Source organism: Candidatus Firestonebacteria bacterium RIFOXYD2_FULL_39_29, assembly GCA_001778375.1.
Taxonomy (GTDB): Bacteria; Oederibacteriota; D2-FULL-39-29; order D2-FULL-39-29; family D2-FULL-39-29; genus D2-FULL-39-29.
Map to the genome: position 1 here is coordinate 17,210 of MFGV01000027.1, position 17,678 is coordinate 34,887.

The window sequence follows — 17,678 nt, forward strand, 5'->3', positions numbered from 1 at the left end:
ATTTATTTTACCTTTAACGCTTTGAAAATATCTTTTTCGAAAAGTTTAGAGAAAACTTTAAAATCCTGCAGGCTCAAGTCACTAAAATCCTTATCCTGCTTTTCACAAAAAAGCACTAACTTCCCCGTCGTAGTATGAGCATCCTTAAAATTCATTCCTTTTTTTACCAGGTAATTTGCGACTTCAACAGCATCCGAGTAATCTTTAATCAGCGCTTTTTTTATATTTCCGGTTTTCAGCGTTATATTATTGAAAAGCACCTCAAGTATACTCAAAGATTCCTTGACGGAATCGACGACACTAAACAAGTGAAGCTTATCTTCCTGCATATCACTATTATAAGCAAGAGGTAAACCTTTCATTATTGTCAGGATACCGACTAACCCTCCATAGGTCCGTCCGGTACGGCCGCGAATCATCTCAAAAATATCAGGATTTTTTTTCTGCGGCATAATACTGCTGCCGGTGGTAAAAGCATCACTAATCTCGACATATGCAAATTCCTTTGTAGACCAGAGTACCATTTCTTCAGATATGCGGCTTAGGTGCATTGAAATAATAGCACAGTCCGATATAAATTCAATAACATGGTCACGGTCTGAAACAGAATCAATAGTGTTTTTCGTCGGCATGGTAAAGCCCAATTGTTTGGCTACAAACTTGCGATCTATTGGAAATGAACTTCCGGCCAAAGCGCAGGCCCCGAGAGGCATAATATTTACACGCTTATAAGCATCCGTAAGACGCCAAATGTCACGGCCGAGCATTTCCGTATAAGCTCCAATATACTCTTCAAATTTTACCGGCTGTGCATGCTGCATATGGGTAAAACCGGGAATTACAACTCCCTTATGGAGAGCTCCCCATTTATCCAGAGAAATTATTACTTTCTGCAATTGGGAAATTACCCCGATAATCTCAGCTTTCAGATAAAGCTTTTCGTCTAGAGCTATCTGATCATTACGACTCCGTGCCGTATGCATCTTCTTTCCCGCTTCCCCCGCATACTTAATAACTTCTTTTTCTATATTTGTATGAATATCTTCACAGGTAAGATCGATTTTAAATTTCCCGGCTTTTATTTTTGTAAGAATTTTTTTAAGAGCAACAATTATTTTTGCCGCATCCTTAGAAGGAATTATCTTCTGCTTACCGAGCATTTTCACATGAGCAATGCTGCCTATGCAATCATACTTCGAAAGACGATTATCAAACGAAATAGAAGCGGTAAATTTTGCCGCCATTTCATCAGCCTTTATTTTAAACCGCCCGCCCCAAAGTTTCATTTTTGCATTTTCTCCATCTTTTCTTGTCATGTTGAGCTATTTTTCTTTTCGCGAAATATCCCTGCTTTTCCAGCATATGATTCCACTTATACTAGAGTAAATCCAATAACTAAGATCTAAATTCTAAGCACTAAACAATTACTAATACTTAATCACTAAGTTTTAAACAAAATCATTGCAGTTATATTAATTATCTTCCTTTTTAGTGATTAGTGCTTTAATCTTAGTCATTGTTTAGTTATTAGTGCTTAATCCTTAGTAATTTACCCGCTATGCTTCTAGTCCCCAGAACCCAGCACCTAGAACCTCTTTATTCTAATTGTTAATTATTATATCACTTCCGCGTAGTTTTTTACAATTTTTAAATGAAAAAAGCCGTGCATAGAAAGACTATGCACGGCTTATCAATTCAGACTCAAACATCTGCGCCTCTGAGCATCCCCGCTAAAAGTTCCTTTTGGCGAGGTCTCGCCCTCGGGCGGACGCGCCTCCGTTTTACTTTATTTTCTTGGCTCTTTTAAGTATTCCGCCTACTTTTGTGGAAAGTCCGAACAGGTTAATAAAGCCTTCTGCATCTTTCTGGTTATACACTTCGTCCTTGCTGAAAGTCGCGATATTTTCGTCATATAAAGAATATTCTGATTTTCGAGCCACTGCAAGACAGTTTCCTTTGTAAAGCTTCATCTTAACAGTGCCTGTGGTATTACGCATAGCATGATTTATGAAAGCATCAAAGGAACTTCTTAATTCTGACTGCCACTGGCCGTTATATACAAGTTCAGCATAGCGAGGAGCTATAAGCTCTTTATAGTGCAATGTTTCTTTATCCAAAGTAATGCATTCGAGATCCCTTAAAGCAGCATGTAAAACTGTTCCGGCAGGGGTTTCATAAACGCCCCGGGATTTCATACCGACCAGACGATTCTCAACAATATCAACCCGTCCTACACCATTTTTTCCGGCAATATCATTAAGTTTAAATATCATCTCCACCGGACCGTAAGCTTTGCCGTTCAGTTTTTTCGGTATTCCTTTTTCAAAGAATATCTCAACAAATGTTGGTTTATTGGGAGCCTTCTCCGGAGAAACAGTGTATAGGAACATGTCATCTTTATATTCATTCCAGGTTTTTTCCAGAATACCGCCCTCATAGCTTATATGCCATAAGTTACGGTCCATACTGTAAGGTTTTTTCTTTGTAACAGGCACAGAGATGCCGCGGGCCTCTGCGTATTCAATTTCTTCTTCACGTGATTGAATATCCCATTCGCGCCAGGGAGCAATTATTTTCAGATCCGGATTAAGCGCCTTGAAAGTAAGCTCAAAGCGAACCTGATCATTACCTTTCCCGGTCGCACCATGACAGACTGCATCAGCCTTTTCCTTCTTTGCGACTTCTACAATCTTCTCCGCTATTATCGGACGAGCAAACGAAGTACCCAGAAGGTAGCGTCCTTCGTAAATGGCATTGGCTTTTAACGAAGGCCATATATAATCCGTTACAAACTCCTTCTTTGCATCAATTATATATATCTTGCTGGCGCCGGTCTTAATTGCTTTCTTTTTTAACGGTGAGAGTTCTTCCCCTTGTCCCACATCCACCGCGCAAGCAATAACTTCGCAGTGATAATTCTCCTTAAGCCAGGGAATGATAATAGAGGTATCAAGACCGCCGGAGTACGCGAGGACTACTTTTTTTATGTTGTTCATAATTTTCTCCTTTTCGAAAAAGATTCCACGGATATAATTGCAAATTGAATCACTAAGATCTAAATTCTAAGCACTAAACAATTACTAATACTTAATCACTAAGTTTTAAACAAAATCATTGTAGTTATATTAATTATCTTCCTTTTTAGTAATTAGTGCTTTAATCTTAGTAATTGTTTAGTCATTAGTGCTTAATCCTTAGTAATTCTGTTTATCGCTGCACTCTCATAGAACCTTATAGTTTATCTTTTATTAGTAGATGAAGCACGGCCTTTTGCGCATGCTTTCGATTTTCCGCTTCGTCAAAAACCACAGAATGACTGCCATCAATAACACCGTCTGTAATTTCATCTCCGCGGTGCGCGGGGAGACAATGCATTACTATGTAATCTTTTTTCTTTGCGTTTTTTAAAAGTTCTTCATTCAATTGGAAAGCTTTAAAAGCTTTCTTTCTTTCTTCATACTCTTTTTCCATACCCATGCTTACCCAGACATCAGTATAAATTACATCAGCATCTTTTACGGCTTCAACAGGATTATTAGTAATGATTAAATCAACTTTTTTTGCCAAAGTTAATGCCGCTTCCAATACTTCTTTCTTGGGCGCATATTTTTTTGGACAGGCTACCGTAAGCGGAATACCAAGGATTGCGCAGCCAAATATATAGGAATTCGTTACATTATTATCTCCGTCGCCTACAAAAGCCGCTTTTATCCCTTTTAGCCCCTTCCTTTCTTCCATAGTCTGAAGATCCGCAAGGATCTGACACGGATGCTCATAGTCAGACAGCGCATTAATAACAGGCACGGAAGCGTATTTTGCCAGCTCAACAACCCTGCTATGCTCAAAGGTACGGAGAGTTATGGCATGGACATACCTGCTTAATACTTTAGCTGTATCATGCACAGTTTCACCGCGTGAAAGCTGTATCTCACTGGAGTTCAAATTAATAGGCTGCCCGCCAAGCTCATAAATAGCGGTCTGAAAAGAAAGACGGGTGCGCGTCGAGGGCTTTTCAAATATCATAGCTACCGACTTACCGCTTAAACTCTTTTCTTTAAGTTTCCCGCTCTTAAACTCCTTTGCTGTTTTTAGAACAAAAAGCAGTTCTTCTTTATTTAAATCAGTAATAGCTAGAAAATCTTTTATTTTTAGTTTCATTGGTATTTCCTCCGGAAATCAGAACCTTGTACTGCTTAATACTTCATCCAATGCAGACACAAGTCTATCAATTTGTCTTCTGGTGACAATCAAGGGCGGTAAAAATCTCAGCACTTTTTCTGCCGTGCAGTTTATTAGAAAACCTTTTTCTGCCATCTTTACTACAAGCTCCTTGCCCTGAACGGTTAACTCCAGACCTATCATAAGCCCCATTCCTCTGGCTTCTTTTACAATTGAGCTATATTTTACCACCAATTCTTTTAGCTTTTCAATAAAATAAGCTCCGGTCTCTGAAGCGTTCTTTATTAGTTTATCTTTTATGATCGTCTCCAGTACTGCAAGCCCGGCAACACATACTACGGGTCCCCCGCCAAAAGTAGAACCGTGAGAGCCTGCGGAAAATCCTGAGGCGACTTTATCATTTGCAACCATAATCCCGAGAGGAAGACCTCCTCCGATACCTTTTGCAAGCGTCACTATGTCAGGTCTGATACCAAACCCCTCATAAGCAAAGAAATTACCCGTCCTTCCGATTCCCGACTGTATCTCGTCAAGTATAAGGACAATATTTTTCTCATCACAAAGTTCTCTTACTTTTTTAAGATATTCAACTGAAGGAACTTTAACCCCACCCTCCCCCTGTATAGGTTCAAGCAAAACCGCGCATGTCTGCTCGGAAACGAGGTTCTTTAACGAATCAAAATCGCCGTATTCGGCGTATTTAAAACCCTCTAATAGAGGTTCAAACCCTTTTTGAATCTTTTCCTGTCCTGTAGCCGACAGAGTCGCCATAGTCCGCCCATGGAAGGAGCCTTTCATTGTAATGATCTCATATTTACCAGCGCCAAGTTTCTCTTTCGCATACTTTCTCGCAAGCTTTATCGCCGCTTCATTTGCCTCCGCTCCGGAGTTAGCAAAGAAACACTTATTAAGTCCCGAAAGTCTGCAAATAAGCTTTGCCAGTTTTATCTGAGGGATAGTGTAATATAAATTAGAAACATGCACTAACTTATTAACCTGATTCCTTACCGCAGAAGTTACCTTCGGATGACAATGCCCGAGCACATCAACAGCTATACCCCCGAGAAAATCAAGATATTCCTTGCCATTATTATCTATAACCTTCATACCCTTCCCTTTGGTTATCACAAAAGGAAAACGGGAGTAGGTGGGAAAGATACAAGCTTTCTCTTCGGCCATTATCTGTTCGTTTTTCATAATACTCCTCCAGAAAACGATTCCACTTCCGCCAGTTATATCAGGCGGATCTTTTGATGAGATTACAAAGCTACAGGATTCTCCGCCCTTGGCGAGATCTCACCACAGGTGGACACTGATACAAGCTTTTAAAAACGTCCAAAAGTCCATAAGGTCTGTAATGGCCGTAACGTCTTACCTCTCTATGTCAACCTTTGCTGACATCTATGTATCTTTCCTTGGGAGAAAAACTTTGCTTACATTAATGTGGTATTTAATTTAATTACAACTCAATAATGCAAAACATCGTACTTCGTACTTTTTCACACTATTTCCGTTCCAACACCTTTATCGGTGAATATTTCGAGCAACAGAGAGTGTCTTATATTCCCGTTTATGATATGCACTTTTTTTACGCCTTTTTTTACGGCTTCGGCGGCACCGGTTACTTTTGGGATCATTCCGCCGGTCAGGGTTCCGTCTTTCACCATTTTTGAAACCTCTCCAATGTGTATGCTTGAAATGAGTTTCTTTGAACTGTCTAAAACCCCGTTAACATCAGTCAATAAAAGGAGTTTTTCGGCTTTTGCCGTAATTGCAATCTCAGAAGCTGCATCATCAGCATTGATATTATAGATATGTCCGTCTTTTCCTCTTCCAATAGGGGCAATTACATGAATATAATCCTTCTTTTTTTCTAAAATAGACAGATCAATATTTTCAACCTCGCCGACAAAGCCCAACTCTTTACTCATCTGCTTTGCTGTTATAAGGTTACCGTTTTTACCGGAGAGCCCTTCAGCTTTTCCGTGATGTTTATTGAACAATGTTACTATCTCTTTATTTACCTTTCCAAAAAGCACTTCTTCGACAATTTCCATTGTTTCTTTATCAGTCACGCGAAGCCCGTTTATAAAATTCGGTTTCTTTCCGAGCTTTTCCATCGCCGCCGATATCTCCGGTCCCCCGCCGTGAACCACAATGGTATTTACCCCTATGTACTTAAGCAGAGCAATATCCTCAACAACAGAGTCCTTAAACGCCGCCTCCACCATAGCTTTTCCCCCGAATTTAATAACAAAAGTCTTACCAAAGAACTTCCGGATATAGGGTAAAGCTTCTACTAAAATATCAGCCTTTTTAATCAGGTTTTCCATTTACTCCTCCGAGAAAAAAAATACGTCCATAACGTCTGTAAAAGTCCATAAAAGTCTATAACGTAAAATATGTTACTCGCTTTTCGCTGTCGCTCAACTTTCGTCACTTTACCAATTTACTCACTGTGCTTTCTGTACTTGCTGTACTTGCTTTCCCTGCTTTACTTGCTTCTCCTACGCGCGAGGGTGTGATTTATCATACACACTCTTCAGCTTTTCCCGTGTCACATGCGTGTAGATCTGCGTTGTTGATAAATTTGAATGTCCAAGCAACTCCTGAACACTTCTTAGATCTGCTCCGGCATCCAGAAGATGCGTAGCAAAACTGTGCCTTATTGAATGAGGACTAATATGCTTCCCGAGTTTTGAAGACCTTGACCATTTATCAAGAATATGCCTGACAGTTCTAGTGTCCAACCTTTTTTGTTTATGGTTAAGAAATAATGCTTCTGAATCTACCGCCTTTTTACTCAGATAGCTTCTAAGCGTCTCTTTTGCCCTGTCCCCGATGGGAACAATACGTTCTTTACTTCCTTTTCCGAAAACCCTTATTAAATTATTCGTCAAATCAATGCTCTGCTTATTCAGACCGGTAAGCTCGCTGACACGCAATCCGGTGGAATAAAGTATTTCCAGAATTGCCCTGTCTCTGAAATCTTCCTCTTTATCTCCGCTAATAGAATCCAAGAATCTGCCCATTTCAAGAGCTTCAAGAAAGCGGGGAAGCTTTTTATCTTTTTTGGGAAAACTGACATTACCTGTCGGGTCTATCTTAATAACAGCCTCTTTTTTAAGATAAAAAAAGAAACTTTTCAAAGTTGCGAGTTTTCTTTCTATACTCGCCTTACCGTATTTTTTCAGGGTAAGCTCAACCACGAACTCCCTGATATTGATGCCTGTAACTTTTTGAATATCCTCTTTTTCCCGGCAAAATTCAAAGAACTGTTTAAGATCCACGGCGTAGTTTATTATAGTATTTATAGAGAAGTTCTTTTCTACCTTAAGATACTCTAAAAACTTGTCAATTAGCTGCTGCATTCTCTTCTTCGTGTTTACATTCTTTATTCAAGCATCTGAAGTTATCTTTGAACTTTGCCATGACGGCGTAACCGCATTTCGGGCATTTCCTGTCAAGCGGTTTAAGATTACAAATAAAATCGCAATCCGGGTAGTTAGAACAACCAAAGAATGTGCCTTTCTTTCCTTTTCTCATAATAACGTCCCCGCCGCAATCCGGCTTAGGACATTTAATACCGATCCCGATGCTCTTCGTATTCTTACATTCAGGATATTTTTCACAAGCCATAAACTTTCCAAAACGGCTGAATTTTGTAACCATTCTGCCGCCGCATTCAATCACGTTACCTTCCTGGCCTTCCGGTGCAGGGGCCTTTTTCGTTACCCTGACCAGCCCTGCGTCAGTTTTTAAATACTTTGCATCACACATCATATTGGTAATTTCTGCTGCTTGCTCTTCTCCGTCCATAGACTTTGTATTTTTACATATAGGGAATCCCGAGCAGGCAAGAAATCTGCCGCGAGCGCCCCACTTTACTACCATCGTTCTCCCGCAAGGAACAAGCTCTTTCTTTTCTTCCTCTGTAAGTCTGGTAAGATCAACAATTCTTTCAAGTACACCTTCAGCATTCTTTTTATATACGGCATCACATAACTGTCCGGTCTCCCCGTCACGGTCTTTTTTCATACCGCCCATAATATTTGAAGCCTTAAGAAGATCAACAGAGAAAGGACCATAAAATTCTTTTATTACTGATTTCCAATCATTATCTCCCTCTTCAACTTTATCAAGTTTTCCCTCCATCTTTGCAGTAAACTCAATATTTAGTATATCCGGAAATGTTTTCATAAGTATATCGTCCACCAACTCCCCGAGTTCTGTCGGCTTAAACCTTTTATCCAGCCGTTCGACATAATTTCTGTCAAGCAGGGTGGAAATAATAGGTGAATAGGTAGACGGCCGGCCGATATTGTTTTCTTCAAGGGCCTTAACCAAAGAAGCATCATTATATCTCGCAGGAGGTTCGGTAAAATGCTGATTTCCGGTGATTTCCAGCAGGTCTAATTTCTCCTGCTCTGTCAGTTTAGGAAGTATTTTCTCTTTTGCGGCTTCCTTTTCTTCACCCTCTACCCCCGCCTCACCCTGCTTTTCTTCCTTTTCCTCGTCTTCCTCAAAGGTGTACACACCAAGAAACCCTTTAAATTTTATAACAGTTCCGCTTGCTCTGAAATTATATATGCCGGCTCCGATATCAGCAGTGGTAACCTCAAGTATTGCCGGTTTCATCTGACAGGCCACAAATCTCTTCCAGATAAGATCATATAAGCGGTATTGATCCTTGGAAAGGAACTTTTTGATCTTCTCCGGCTCACGAAGACAGGACGAAGGTCTGATAGCTTCATGCGCATCCTGAGAGTTCTTCTTGTTCTTATAAAAATTAGGTTTTTCCGGAAGATTCTCCTGTCCGTATTTTTCTCCGATCAGTCCTCTTACTTCGGTAAGCGCTTCCTCAGCAATCCTGACTGAATCTGTTCTCATATATGTTATTAAACCTACTTCCCCTTCTTCTCCCACATTCAAACCTTCATAGAGCTGCTGGGCTATCATCATGGTCTTTCTTGAAGTAAATCCCAGCTTTTTAGAGGCTTCCTGCTGCAGTGTAGAGGTAATAAACGGAGCAGGGGAGTACCTGTTTTTTTCTTTGCTTTCTATCTTTTTTACTATAAATGGATGTTTCTGACATTCAGCAACTATCTTATCGCCCTCTTCTTTTGTAACTATTTTAAACTTTTCACCGTTTATCTGTGTCAGCTTCGCGGTAAACTGGGGAGGGTTTACTCCTTTTAAAAGAGCTTCTATAGACCAATATTCTTCCGGTTTGAAAGCCGTTATCTCTTTTTCACGCTCGCAAATCATTCTTAAAGCAACAGACTGCACTCTTCCGGCAGAAAGCCCGCTTTGAACATTCTTCCAAAGGAGAGGCGAAATCATATAACCCACAAGCCGGTCAAGAATTCTTCTGGCCTGCTGGGCATATACAAGGTCCATATCCAAATCTCTCGGATTTTCAATTGCGGACATAACCGCTTTTTTGGTTATTTCATTGAACACAACTCTGAAGGTCTGTTTAACCTTCACTACTTTCGGTTTAACCGGTATTTTCTTGCTTTTACTTTTCTTTTCTTCCAAGATAGCATTTCTTAAGTGCCAGCTTATAGCTTCACCTTCTCTGTCAGGGTCGGTAGCCAGATAGACAATCTCGCATTTTTCGGCTGCTTCTTTTATATCCTTTAATATCTTTGCCTTATCCCTCATAACTATATATTTTGGCTCAAAATCCGTATCAACTTCTATACCGATCCTGCTTTTCGGAAGATCAATTATATGCCCCATCGAGGCCTTAACAATATAATCTTTCCCTAAAAACTTGGAGATGGTATGAACCTTGGTTGGTGACTCCACTATAATAAGTTTTTTCAAAGTAAGCTCCTTTTTACTCTTATTAAAATTAGATTTTTGTTAAACACTTACTACTTAGATATAACATTATGTCAGTTTACAGTGTACAGTTTACCGTTCTTGCTGCGCATCCGATCATCAGAGCCTCTGCGCCTCCGGCTACATCTTCACAAACATCTTACCCGGAAACTGTTTTATAAATCCTTTTATTTCCAGATTGATCAGGGCGGTTGCAAGCGGCCCGGCTTCTATTTTTGTAATATTTATTATTTCATCTATGTGCGCAGGTTCATTGTTAATAACACTAAAAACCTTGTTTTCAAGATCACTAAGCGCTACCGTTTCCAGCTCCGCCTGTCCTTTTTTATTTAAAAATTCTTCAGGAAGAACATCTTTCAGCTCTTCAAGTATATCTTCAACGGACATCACAAGTTTTGCCCCCTGTTTTATCAGTCCGTTCGGGCCTTTACTTTCTTCACTCGTAATATTACCGGGAAGGGCAAATACTTCTCTATTTTGTTCAAGCGCGTATCTTGCAGTAATAAGAGCTCCGCTTTTTTCTCCCGCCTCTATAACCAAAGTACCAAGAGTCATTCCGCTTATGATCCTGTTCCTTCTCGGAAAATTAAACTTATCCGGCTCAGTAAGCATTGAAAACTCACTAATGACGGCACCGGAGGTTGTAATCTCCTTCGCAAGATTCCTATTCTCCGGCGGATATAACTTGCCAAACCCGCTGCCCAAAACCGCGATATTTCTTCCTTTAACTCCGACTGCCGCACTATGACAGACGGTATCAACTCCGCGGGCCAGACCGCTAATCACGGTAAAACCTCTTTCGATAAGTCTTAGCGTGAACTTCTCAGCGCAAATCTTTCCGTAATTTGTCGGGTTCCGGCAGCCTACTATACCGATGGAGATTCCGTCTTCCGGCTTTAAGGTCCCTTTAACGTAAAGCACATAAGGCGGATCACTTATATATTTCAAAGAAGAAGGATACTCCTCGTCCATTATCGTGACCACTCTGACTTCATATTTCTTAAGCATTTTAAGCTCTTCATCCAGCTCTTTGTGGAGGTTCTTCTTGCTGTTAGAAAGTTTTTCAATATCTTCCTGCTTAATATTGTTTAAAGCGCCATACTTATCCATTAATTTCCTGAAAGCCAGAGGCGTAATGCCGGCCAGATTAAATAAAATCAATCTTTCCGTAACAGTCATTATAAATACTCCGTATTGCCTGAACTTTTCTTCTTTTGCTGTATTGATTTTTCCTGCTTATTTTCTTCCGAATTATCAGTTAATCTTCTCTCTATCAATCTAAGCTTCTTTTTTGAGGCTTCAATTTTTTCAAGCATAATTTTATTAGCAGGATCTTTAGCCAGAATCCGCTCGCACAACTCCACAGTTTTAAGTAAATCCTCTCTTTCGTTCATATAATCTTTATATATGCTTCACCTTTTTTATCGCTGTCTTTTTTTATTTTTGTAAGGATAAGTTTATTCTCAACTCCGGATACAGGCGAATAGCTTACCGTGTCCATTGATTTTTTTATAATATACTGTCCCCGCCCCCTATAAGGTCCCTTGCTGGAAAAAAATGAATTCCCGGGGAGTTTCTGCATATCAAAAGATTTCCCCTTGTCAGTAATCGTTATTATCAATTTATCATCTTCTGTTGATACATTTATACCGATAGATTTCGTAACATCAAAATTATAACCGTGCTCAATAATATTCGTAATGGATTCATCCAATGCAAGTTCTATATCATGTATCGAATCCTCAAAGAACCCCTCACGCACAGCAAGGGCCCCCACCACCCGCCTGATCGGAGTAATGTAGCTTATATCCGCTTTGATCCACATGTCCATCTTTGAAACAACACCTCCCGCCTTTTCTCTTTCAAGAGGTTCGATTTTCAATTTTTCATCTATATAAAATATCATACCGCATTTAGGACATTTGTAGATATTCTGAGTATCAATAACTGCTTTAAATACACAACCGGGACATTTAACTTCAGAAGGCAAACTCTCCTGTTTTTTTACGATGTTTTCAAAACTTTTATAAGCGGCGGCCTCTTCCGTATGAATATCTAAAAGTTTTGCCACCCCGCAAAGATCCAGGACTTTAAGTACCCGGGAACTGACATTCGTAAGCTTTAAAGCACCTTCTTTTTCTTTTAGTCTTTCAAAACTCTCGCTCACTACCGAAATACCCGCGGAAGAAAGATACTCGAGCTCCCTCATATTAAATATTATTTTATTAAAACCATCCTTTAACAGGCCGTCTACGGTTTCCACAAGTTTATATGATGTCGCAGAGTCAAGATACCCTTTTATTACAACTATTACCGGGTTTTCTTTCCCTTCTTTTTTTAATTCAATTATTACATCTTCCATTCAGACACACCTTATGGTTATAATTGTCATATCATCACTTTGCTGAGTTTCACCTGTAAATCCCAGAATATCCGTTTTCAAGGCTTCTAATGCGGCATTTGCAGATAAAGTCCTGCTATTTTTACATATTTGAATAAGCCTTTCAAACCCGTATTCCTCTTTCTTTGCATTCATAGCTTCGTTAACCCCGTCTGTATATAATACTAAAAGGTCACCTTTATTTACACTAAATTCTTTTACTTCCAAACTGCCTTCAAAGACCCCTTGCGAAACCATCCCCATGGCAATCCCTGTAGTCTTTATTTGTTCAACCTCTCCGTCTTCTTTCACTATTATAAGAGGAAGATGTCCGGCATCAGAAAAAGCTGCTTTAAAATTAAAAGCATCTAAAGTAAGAAACCCCAATGTTACAAACATCCCTCTGGAAGTATCGGCTTTGAACATTATACCGGTATTCAACATTACGTCACGCAAGTTAATTGAACTTTTGACATTTGCCCGGAGAATTGACCTTATGGTTGCCATTCCGAGTGCCGCCGGAACACCTTTCCCTGAAACATCAGCAACCGCGACACCAAGCTTGGTGTCGGAAAGTTTGATAAAATCATAATAATCCCCGCCCACATCTTTAGCCGATCTGTAATAAGAGGCTATTTCAAAACCCTTAAGCTCCGGAACTTCAGACGGAAGAAGAGACATTTGAATTTGCTGCGCAATTTTCAATTCATGCTGTAACTTTTCTTTCTCAAGTTTCTCTGCTTCGGCTTTCAACAAGTTTGCAGTCATTTCATTAAAAGCATCCGCAAACTTTTCCAGTTCATCACCTGTCTTTACTTTAACCTTAAAATCAAGATTTCCCGACCCGATCTTCCTGACACCTTCCGAAAGAAGATTTACCGCCCTCAAGGAATATCCTATTGAAAATATGGAAAATAATATACCTGCAATAAGTACCAGCAGCGTGATGGTTAAAATAATACTTCTGATATTGGAAACGGCTTTTTGTATCTCCTCATCAGAAAACCCTACAACCACATATCCTATCTTTTTTTTAGAAGCAATAAGAGAAGACGTTACTTTAATAACCTTAAATTCCGCGTTTTCCTCAAGTGACAAGATAAGATTGTCTGACAAATCCGGGCTGCCTTTCAAAAGCTTCATATCAGTATGAGAAAGAAGGAGCCCTTTTGAATTATAAACTCCGGCAAAAACAACAGAGGAGTCATTTTTCACCTTATCCATGTATGAAGCCAAAAGCATTTCATCCCCAATAAGTACGCTTTCTGCCGCATTACTTGCCAGATTAGCAACAAGCGCCTCCCCCTTCTTTTTAAGCTCAATTTCAAGATAAGGCCGAAGCTTGGATATTATCACCTGCCCCGTTACAATAAGAATTGCAACAAGAAAAACACTTAAGAATAAAGTGAATTTAACTCTTAAACTTATGAACCTCTTAGTTTTCATCATTATTTGGCTATATGCCCTGTAGTCCCTACTATATTATAGTAGAAGACCGCTATTTGTCAAATAATAATTTAAGGGAGAAGTACTTAAGATATATGGCTATATAAGAAGAAGTTAAGCAGATTAATATTCAAACTATTAGAAACTATCCATTCTCAGAAATTCATCATGACGGTTATTTCCGTAATTTTGTAGTTGCCAGATTCATCGGGCGCCTTAAAAACGCTCAATAGTCGAGTAGAACAATGGCGCTTAAAGTTTAGGTCAGGAAGTATCTGTTTCTGCCTCTTTCGATTGCCAGTGCCTTAGTATCCCAACCGTGCTTCGTTTCCATCATCCCCTCTAAAATTCCGTACGGTGAGTTTTCCCCAGTACGGCTTCAAACATAGGCTCCGTCTGTTTCAGTTATAGCCTTCCCTTTCGGTTTACTATAACCTTCGTTCATTTATTCAGTGTTTCGGCATTAATTCTTGTCTGTTTAGTAGCCTTTCGGCAAATCAGACCGCCTTCCACTTTTCCATGAACCGCCTACATCCAGAGGTGCTTTGCTCGGCAAAGTTATGTTGTCTTTACCTTTTTCGCTACTACCACCTCATCCGCCAGTCTGACAAACATTCTCTGCTTTCCTGTTTTACAGTTATACAGAGAACCTTTTGTTCATCAGACCTTCCTCACTTTGATTGCTAATCCTTTCCTGATTGTCATCCCTCTTACCCCGAAGAGATTGCCGACTGCTTACCTCTAATTCTTCATCGTCAATTCCAGTCATCACCCCTCAATTACGGGCTTGACTCTCTTATCCCCACTGTCAGTTTATTTCGTGGGCGTAGTTCACGAGGCTAACTTTGGTTCGTTTCACTATGACCCTCAGGATTGCTCACTCCGCCTGACACAGAATTTTTACTTCCGAGCTTTCAATTGTAAAGTCGCCTTTACAATTGTCGGATATAACTACGGTGCCGATTAGAGTACTGCACCGAGAGGACTTTCACCTCCTGGACTAACAATTTTATGAGCTGCACAATTGAGCAACTACAAGAAAAATCACATACTTTTTCCTTCCTGAGGAATTTCTAATCCATTCTTTATATTCTTGCATTTTGCTTGGGTTTATGTAAAACCCACTGAAAGAAACCAACAAAAATGGACATCCAAAACACAAAAACACTTTTATTTGCTAATAAATACGAGAAAATCCCGGAAAATTATCTTTTCATCCCGAAATAAATAAATACAAAATTATCGAATGTTTATTCCGCCACATGTTTTATGCCTCCATAACTTATTCTTTATCTTCTTTCTTTATTCTGCGATTCTCTATACCCTTTAATTCATTTTCTATACTTTTATCCCTTGGTTTTCTTAAGTCCCTTTTGTGTCCCTTTATTCTTAAATATGCTTTATATGCTTTCTTTCTTATGTTGTAATCTTTTAAACATAATAATTTTTCAACCACTTTTACAACGATTTGATCATCTTCATAATCTAGTGCTTTTATAAACAATGCTTGAAGCTCTTCGTTTACTAGTATCTCCTCAACTCCAGGATACGCAAATTGACCTTCGTTTTTTGCTAATTCGTCTACAACCTTATATGCAATTTCTTTTTCTCCAAGATAATAAAGCGCACGAGCTGCATCTGCTCTCATATCTGTTTTTCCATTTCCCTTCTTCTTTGCAAGCCGCTTTAATTCTTCAATATATCTTTTATCTTTAATTAACCCAGCCTTATTTAACTTAGACAAGCTCGCCATTGCCATTACTCTTACTTGCCCATCTTCTTTTTCATTGGACAGCATATTTAGCAAGAAATCCACGGCTTTTATGTCTTTTGTATATCCAAGTGCAATAGCACATAAATACCGATGTGGTGCTACATCAAGAGGAGTTTCTGGCGGATATTTATCTAGTTCAGACCCCTTAATTATTTCATCTGCAGTCTCTCGTTTATATTTTTCTATATCTTCTTGAGAAAATTGAATCCCATATACATTCCAAGAAAATATTCCAACCACCAACATAATGATTATTAATATATTTCTCATATTCTCCAATCCTCCCTAAAACTTAAATTCATTATCGTCTATTCCTTTGTTAATTTTTATATCCTCATAAATTGTTTCTGTTTTAGTAGTTTCACGTTGTTCGGTTGTTTTCATATTTTCGTTCTTATTCAGCTTCATTACCTCCGGCGCCAACCCCCTTGTAATATTTACTTCAGTTGTAACTTTCAACGGCAGTCAAATATCTTAATTACATTTCAACTTTCTCGTTTTTAACTCATGGACAGGCTACGCTTATTTTGTTTCTTTGAGTGCTAAGGGTCTTTTGTTCCTAATATAACACCAAATATCTTTTCCAACTTCTTTAATACTCTATATTTTAGAAACGGCCGGCTCATTGCTGTTTGCTTCCTTTCACCCCTGAAACTTAGTTCCTATATATTTTACAATTCCAGAAAATCTTCCAGTTTTATTTCGACATCATTTATAATACTTCTTAAAAGACCCCTGCCGAGATCTTCACCTTTATGCAATGGGACTACAGTACATCTGCCATCCGGATGTCTCCAGAATGTATGACTACCTTTTTGCCGGACAAATTCAAATCCTGCTTTTTTAAGTTTTCTACAAACTACACGTCCGGAAATTGGAATAAGCCGTGTCATACTCTAACTTCAACCTGCTGAACACCTACAAATTCTGATATATTCACAACAGACTTATCATGTTTCTTAACTTCCAAGCATAACTGTATTGCTTCCTGTATTCTCTTCAAAAGTTCTTGTATAGTTTTTGCCTGAGAATGACACCCCGGAAGATCCGGTACTTTTGCGACGTACATATTGTCTTCATCTTTTTCTATCAAAACAGATAACTTATACATTTTCATAGCTTACCTCCAGAATTACTTCACGTTTCTATTGTACCATATTTTTAAGCTTTTTCCCATTTCCAGATTTTACGGTACACCTTTAAAATGTTAAACTCACATAACTTTTACTTTCAAATATATCAACAAAAGGATTGCTGTGCATAATTTAATGATATGCCTGATTAATATGATATTTGCTGTATTTAAATATAAAAAGTAATTAATCCGGGTGAGGAACTATTGCAAAAACAGTTATTTCTTTGGCTTGCGGGCCGTAATAGAAAAATATTCTATGTGCTCCTGGTGTATTATTTTCAGCATAAGCTTCAAATATTTTTTCTCCACGAGGGCCAAAGACAGTATAATACTCGTGTGTATTTAGGCTAGGATGCCTGGGATTTGTTTTAAAATATCCAATTGCTTTTGCTACTGCTTTGTATCTTTTTTTTAAGTCCGGAGAAGTTCTTATTAAATGAAGCTGCGCATCAGCTTTATTTGAAAATAATATCTTAAAATTCATACTTCTTTAAGATATTTATTCAAGTTATTGACTTTTTTTACCCTTCCTGCTTTGGCATCTTCAAGCCCTTCATGAAATTCTCTAGATAACTTATTATCCTGATAAAGCCATGCTTCGTTAACAGGCACATTAATATAAGGCTTTAGTAAGATATCGCCATTATTGGCTACAAAAACACGATATGAATCTATTTTCATCATCTTAGAGTTTATTTTAATCTGTTTATCTCCAAGAGCAATACGATGTTTAGAATCTAGAGATTTTATTGCACAGGAAATAAACTTTTCGTGGATATCGATAGTATCCTTTTTTTTAGAAATTTTATTTATAGTGGTTTTCATAATATCCTCCTAGTATAATGTTCACATGAAAGTTTCAGTGAACAGATGACTTAAATTTGCTAAAATATATTATGTTCTTTGCCAGAAGC

16 protein-coding genes are annotated in these 17,678 nt (G+C 38.7%); all 16 read right to left on the reverse strand.

Translation table 11 applies throughout. The annotated features are described in order from the left end of the window. Window positions 1-2: 2 nt before the first annotated feature. The 16 genes from A2536_04255 to A2536_04330 all read right to left on the reverse strand — a co-directional run bounded on the left by A2536_04255 (window position 3) and on the right by A2536_04330 (window position 17,589). Window positions 3-1,316 (reverse strand): argininosuccinate lyase, encoded by a 1,314-nt coding sequence (locus A2536_04255; protein ID OGF47187.1) that lies wholly within the window; start codon window positions 1,314-1,316, stop codon window positions 3-5. A 465-nt stretch (window positions 1,317-1,781) separates the two neighbouring features. Then, window positions 1,782-2,996 (reverse strand): argininosuccinate synthase, encoded by a 1,215-nt coding sequence (locus A2536_04260; protein OGF47188.1) that lies wholly within the window; start codon window positions 2,994-2,996, stop codon window positions 1,782-1,784. A gap of 235 nt (window positions 2,997-3,231) precedes the next feature. Then, window positions 3,232-4,158 carry an ornithine carbamoyltransferase gene (locus A2536_04265; protein OGF47189.1) on the reverse strand — a complete coding sequence of 309 codons (927 nt, stop codon included), beginning with the start codon at window positions 4,156-4,158 and terminating at the stop codon, window positions 3,232-3,234. 18 nt (window positions 4,159-4,176) lie between these two features. Continuing rightward, window positions 4,177-5,376 carry an acetylornithine aminotransferase gene (locus A2536_04270; protein OGF47190.1) on the reverse strand — a complete coding sequence of 400 codons (1,200 nt, stop codon included), beginning with the start codon at window positions 5,374-5,376 and terminating at the stop codon, window positions 4,177-4,179. Between the two features lie 302 nt (window positions 5,377-5,678). Beyond that, complete coding sequence (locus A2536_04275) at window positions 5,679-6,512, reverse strand: acetylglutamate kinase (protein OGF47191.1); 834 nt, start codon at window positions 6,510-6,512, stop codon at window positions 5,679-5,681. Window positions 6,513-6,686: 174 nt separating this feature from the next. Next, a complete protein-coding gene (locus A2536_04280) occupies window positions 6,687-7,550 on the reverse strand; it encodes a tyrosine recombinase XerC (GenBank protein ID OGF47192.1) in 864 nt (287 codons plus the stop codon). Further along, the gene (locus A2536_04285) at window positions 7,534-10,011 is read right to left on the reverse strand and encodes a DNA topoisomerase I (protein ID OGF47193.1); all 2,478 of its coding nucleotides are present in this window, start codon (window positions 10,009-10,011) and stop codon (window positions 7,534-7,536) included. Before A2536_04285 ends, A2536_04280 begins: the two co-directional genes overlap by 17 nt. Window positions 10,012-10,149: 138 nt before the next feature. After that, window positions 10,150-11,208 carry a DNA protecting protein DprA gene (locus A2536_04290; GenBank protein ID OGF47194.1) on the reverse strand — a complete coding sequence of 353 codons (1,059 nt, stop codon included), beginning with the start codon at window positions 11,206-11,208 and terminating at the stop codon, window positions 10,150-10,152. Next, a complete protein-coding gene (locus A2536_04295; protein OGF47195.1) occupies window positions 11,208-11,423 on the reverse strand; it encodes a hypothetical protein in 216 nt (71 codons plus the stop codon). The genes A2536_04290 and A2536_04295 overlap by 1 nt, the downstream gene beginning before the upstream one ends. Then, window positions 11,420-12,391 carry a hypothetical protein gene (locus A2536_04300; protein OGF47196.1) on the reverse strand — a complete coding sequence of 324 codons (972 nt, stop codon included), beginning with the start codon at window positions 12,389-12,391 and terminating at the stop codon, window positions 11,420-11,422. The genes A2536_04295 and A2536_04300 overlap by 4 nt, the downstream gene beginning before the upstream one ends. After that, window positions 12,392-13,858, reverse strand: a complete 1,467-nt coding sequence (locus A2536_04305) for a hypothetical protein (GenBank protein ID OGF47197.1) — start codon at window positions 13,856-13,858, stop codon at window positions 12,392-12,394. It abuts the gene before it with no gap. A 1,279-nt stretch (window positions 13,859-15,137) separates the two neighbouring features. Then, window positions 15,138-15,899 carry a hypothetical protein gene (locus A2536_04310; GenBank protein ID OGF47198.1) on the reverse strand — a complete coding sequence of 254 codons (762 nt, stop codon included), beginning with the start codon at window positions 15,897-15,899 and terminating at the stop codon, window positions 15,138-15,140. A 401-nt stretch (window positions 15,900-16,300) separates the two neighbouring features. After that, a complete protein-coding gene (locus A2536_04315; GenBank protein OGF47199.1) occupies window positions 16,301-16,522 on the reverse strand; it encodes a hypothetical protein in 222 nt (73 codons plus the stop codon). Beyond that, on the reverse strand, window positions 16,519-16,746 hold the full coding sequence (locus A2536_04320) for a hypothetical protein (GenBank protein OGF47200.1): 228 nt from the start codon (window positions 16,744-16,746) through the stop codon (window positions 16,519-16,521). Before A2536_04320 ends, A2536_04315 begins: the two co-directional genes overlap by 4 nt. A 202-nt stretch (window positions 16,747-16,948) precedes the next feature. Further along, a complete protein-coding gene (locus tag A2536_04325) occupies window positions 16,949-17,248 on the reverse strand; it encodes a hypothetical protein (GenBank protein ID OGF47201.1) in 300 nt (99 codons plus the stop codon). After that, a complete protein-coding gene (locus A2536_04330; GenBank protein ID OGF47202.1) occupies window positions 17,245-17,589 on the reverse strand; it encodes a hypothetical protein in 345 nt (114 codons plus the stop codon). The genes A2536_04325 and A2536_04330 overlap by 4 nt, the downstream gene beginning before the upstream one ends. Window positions 17,590-17,678 lie beyond the last annotated feature (89 nt).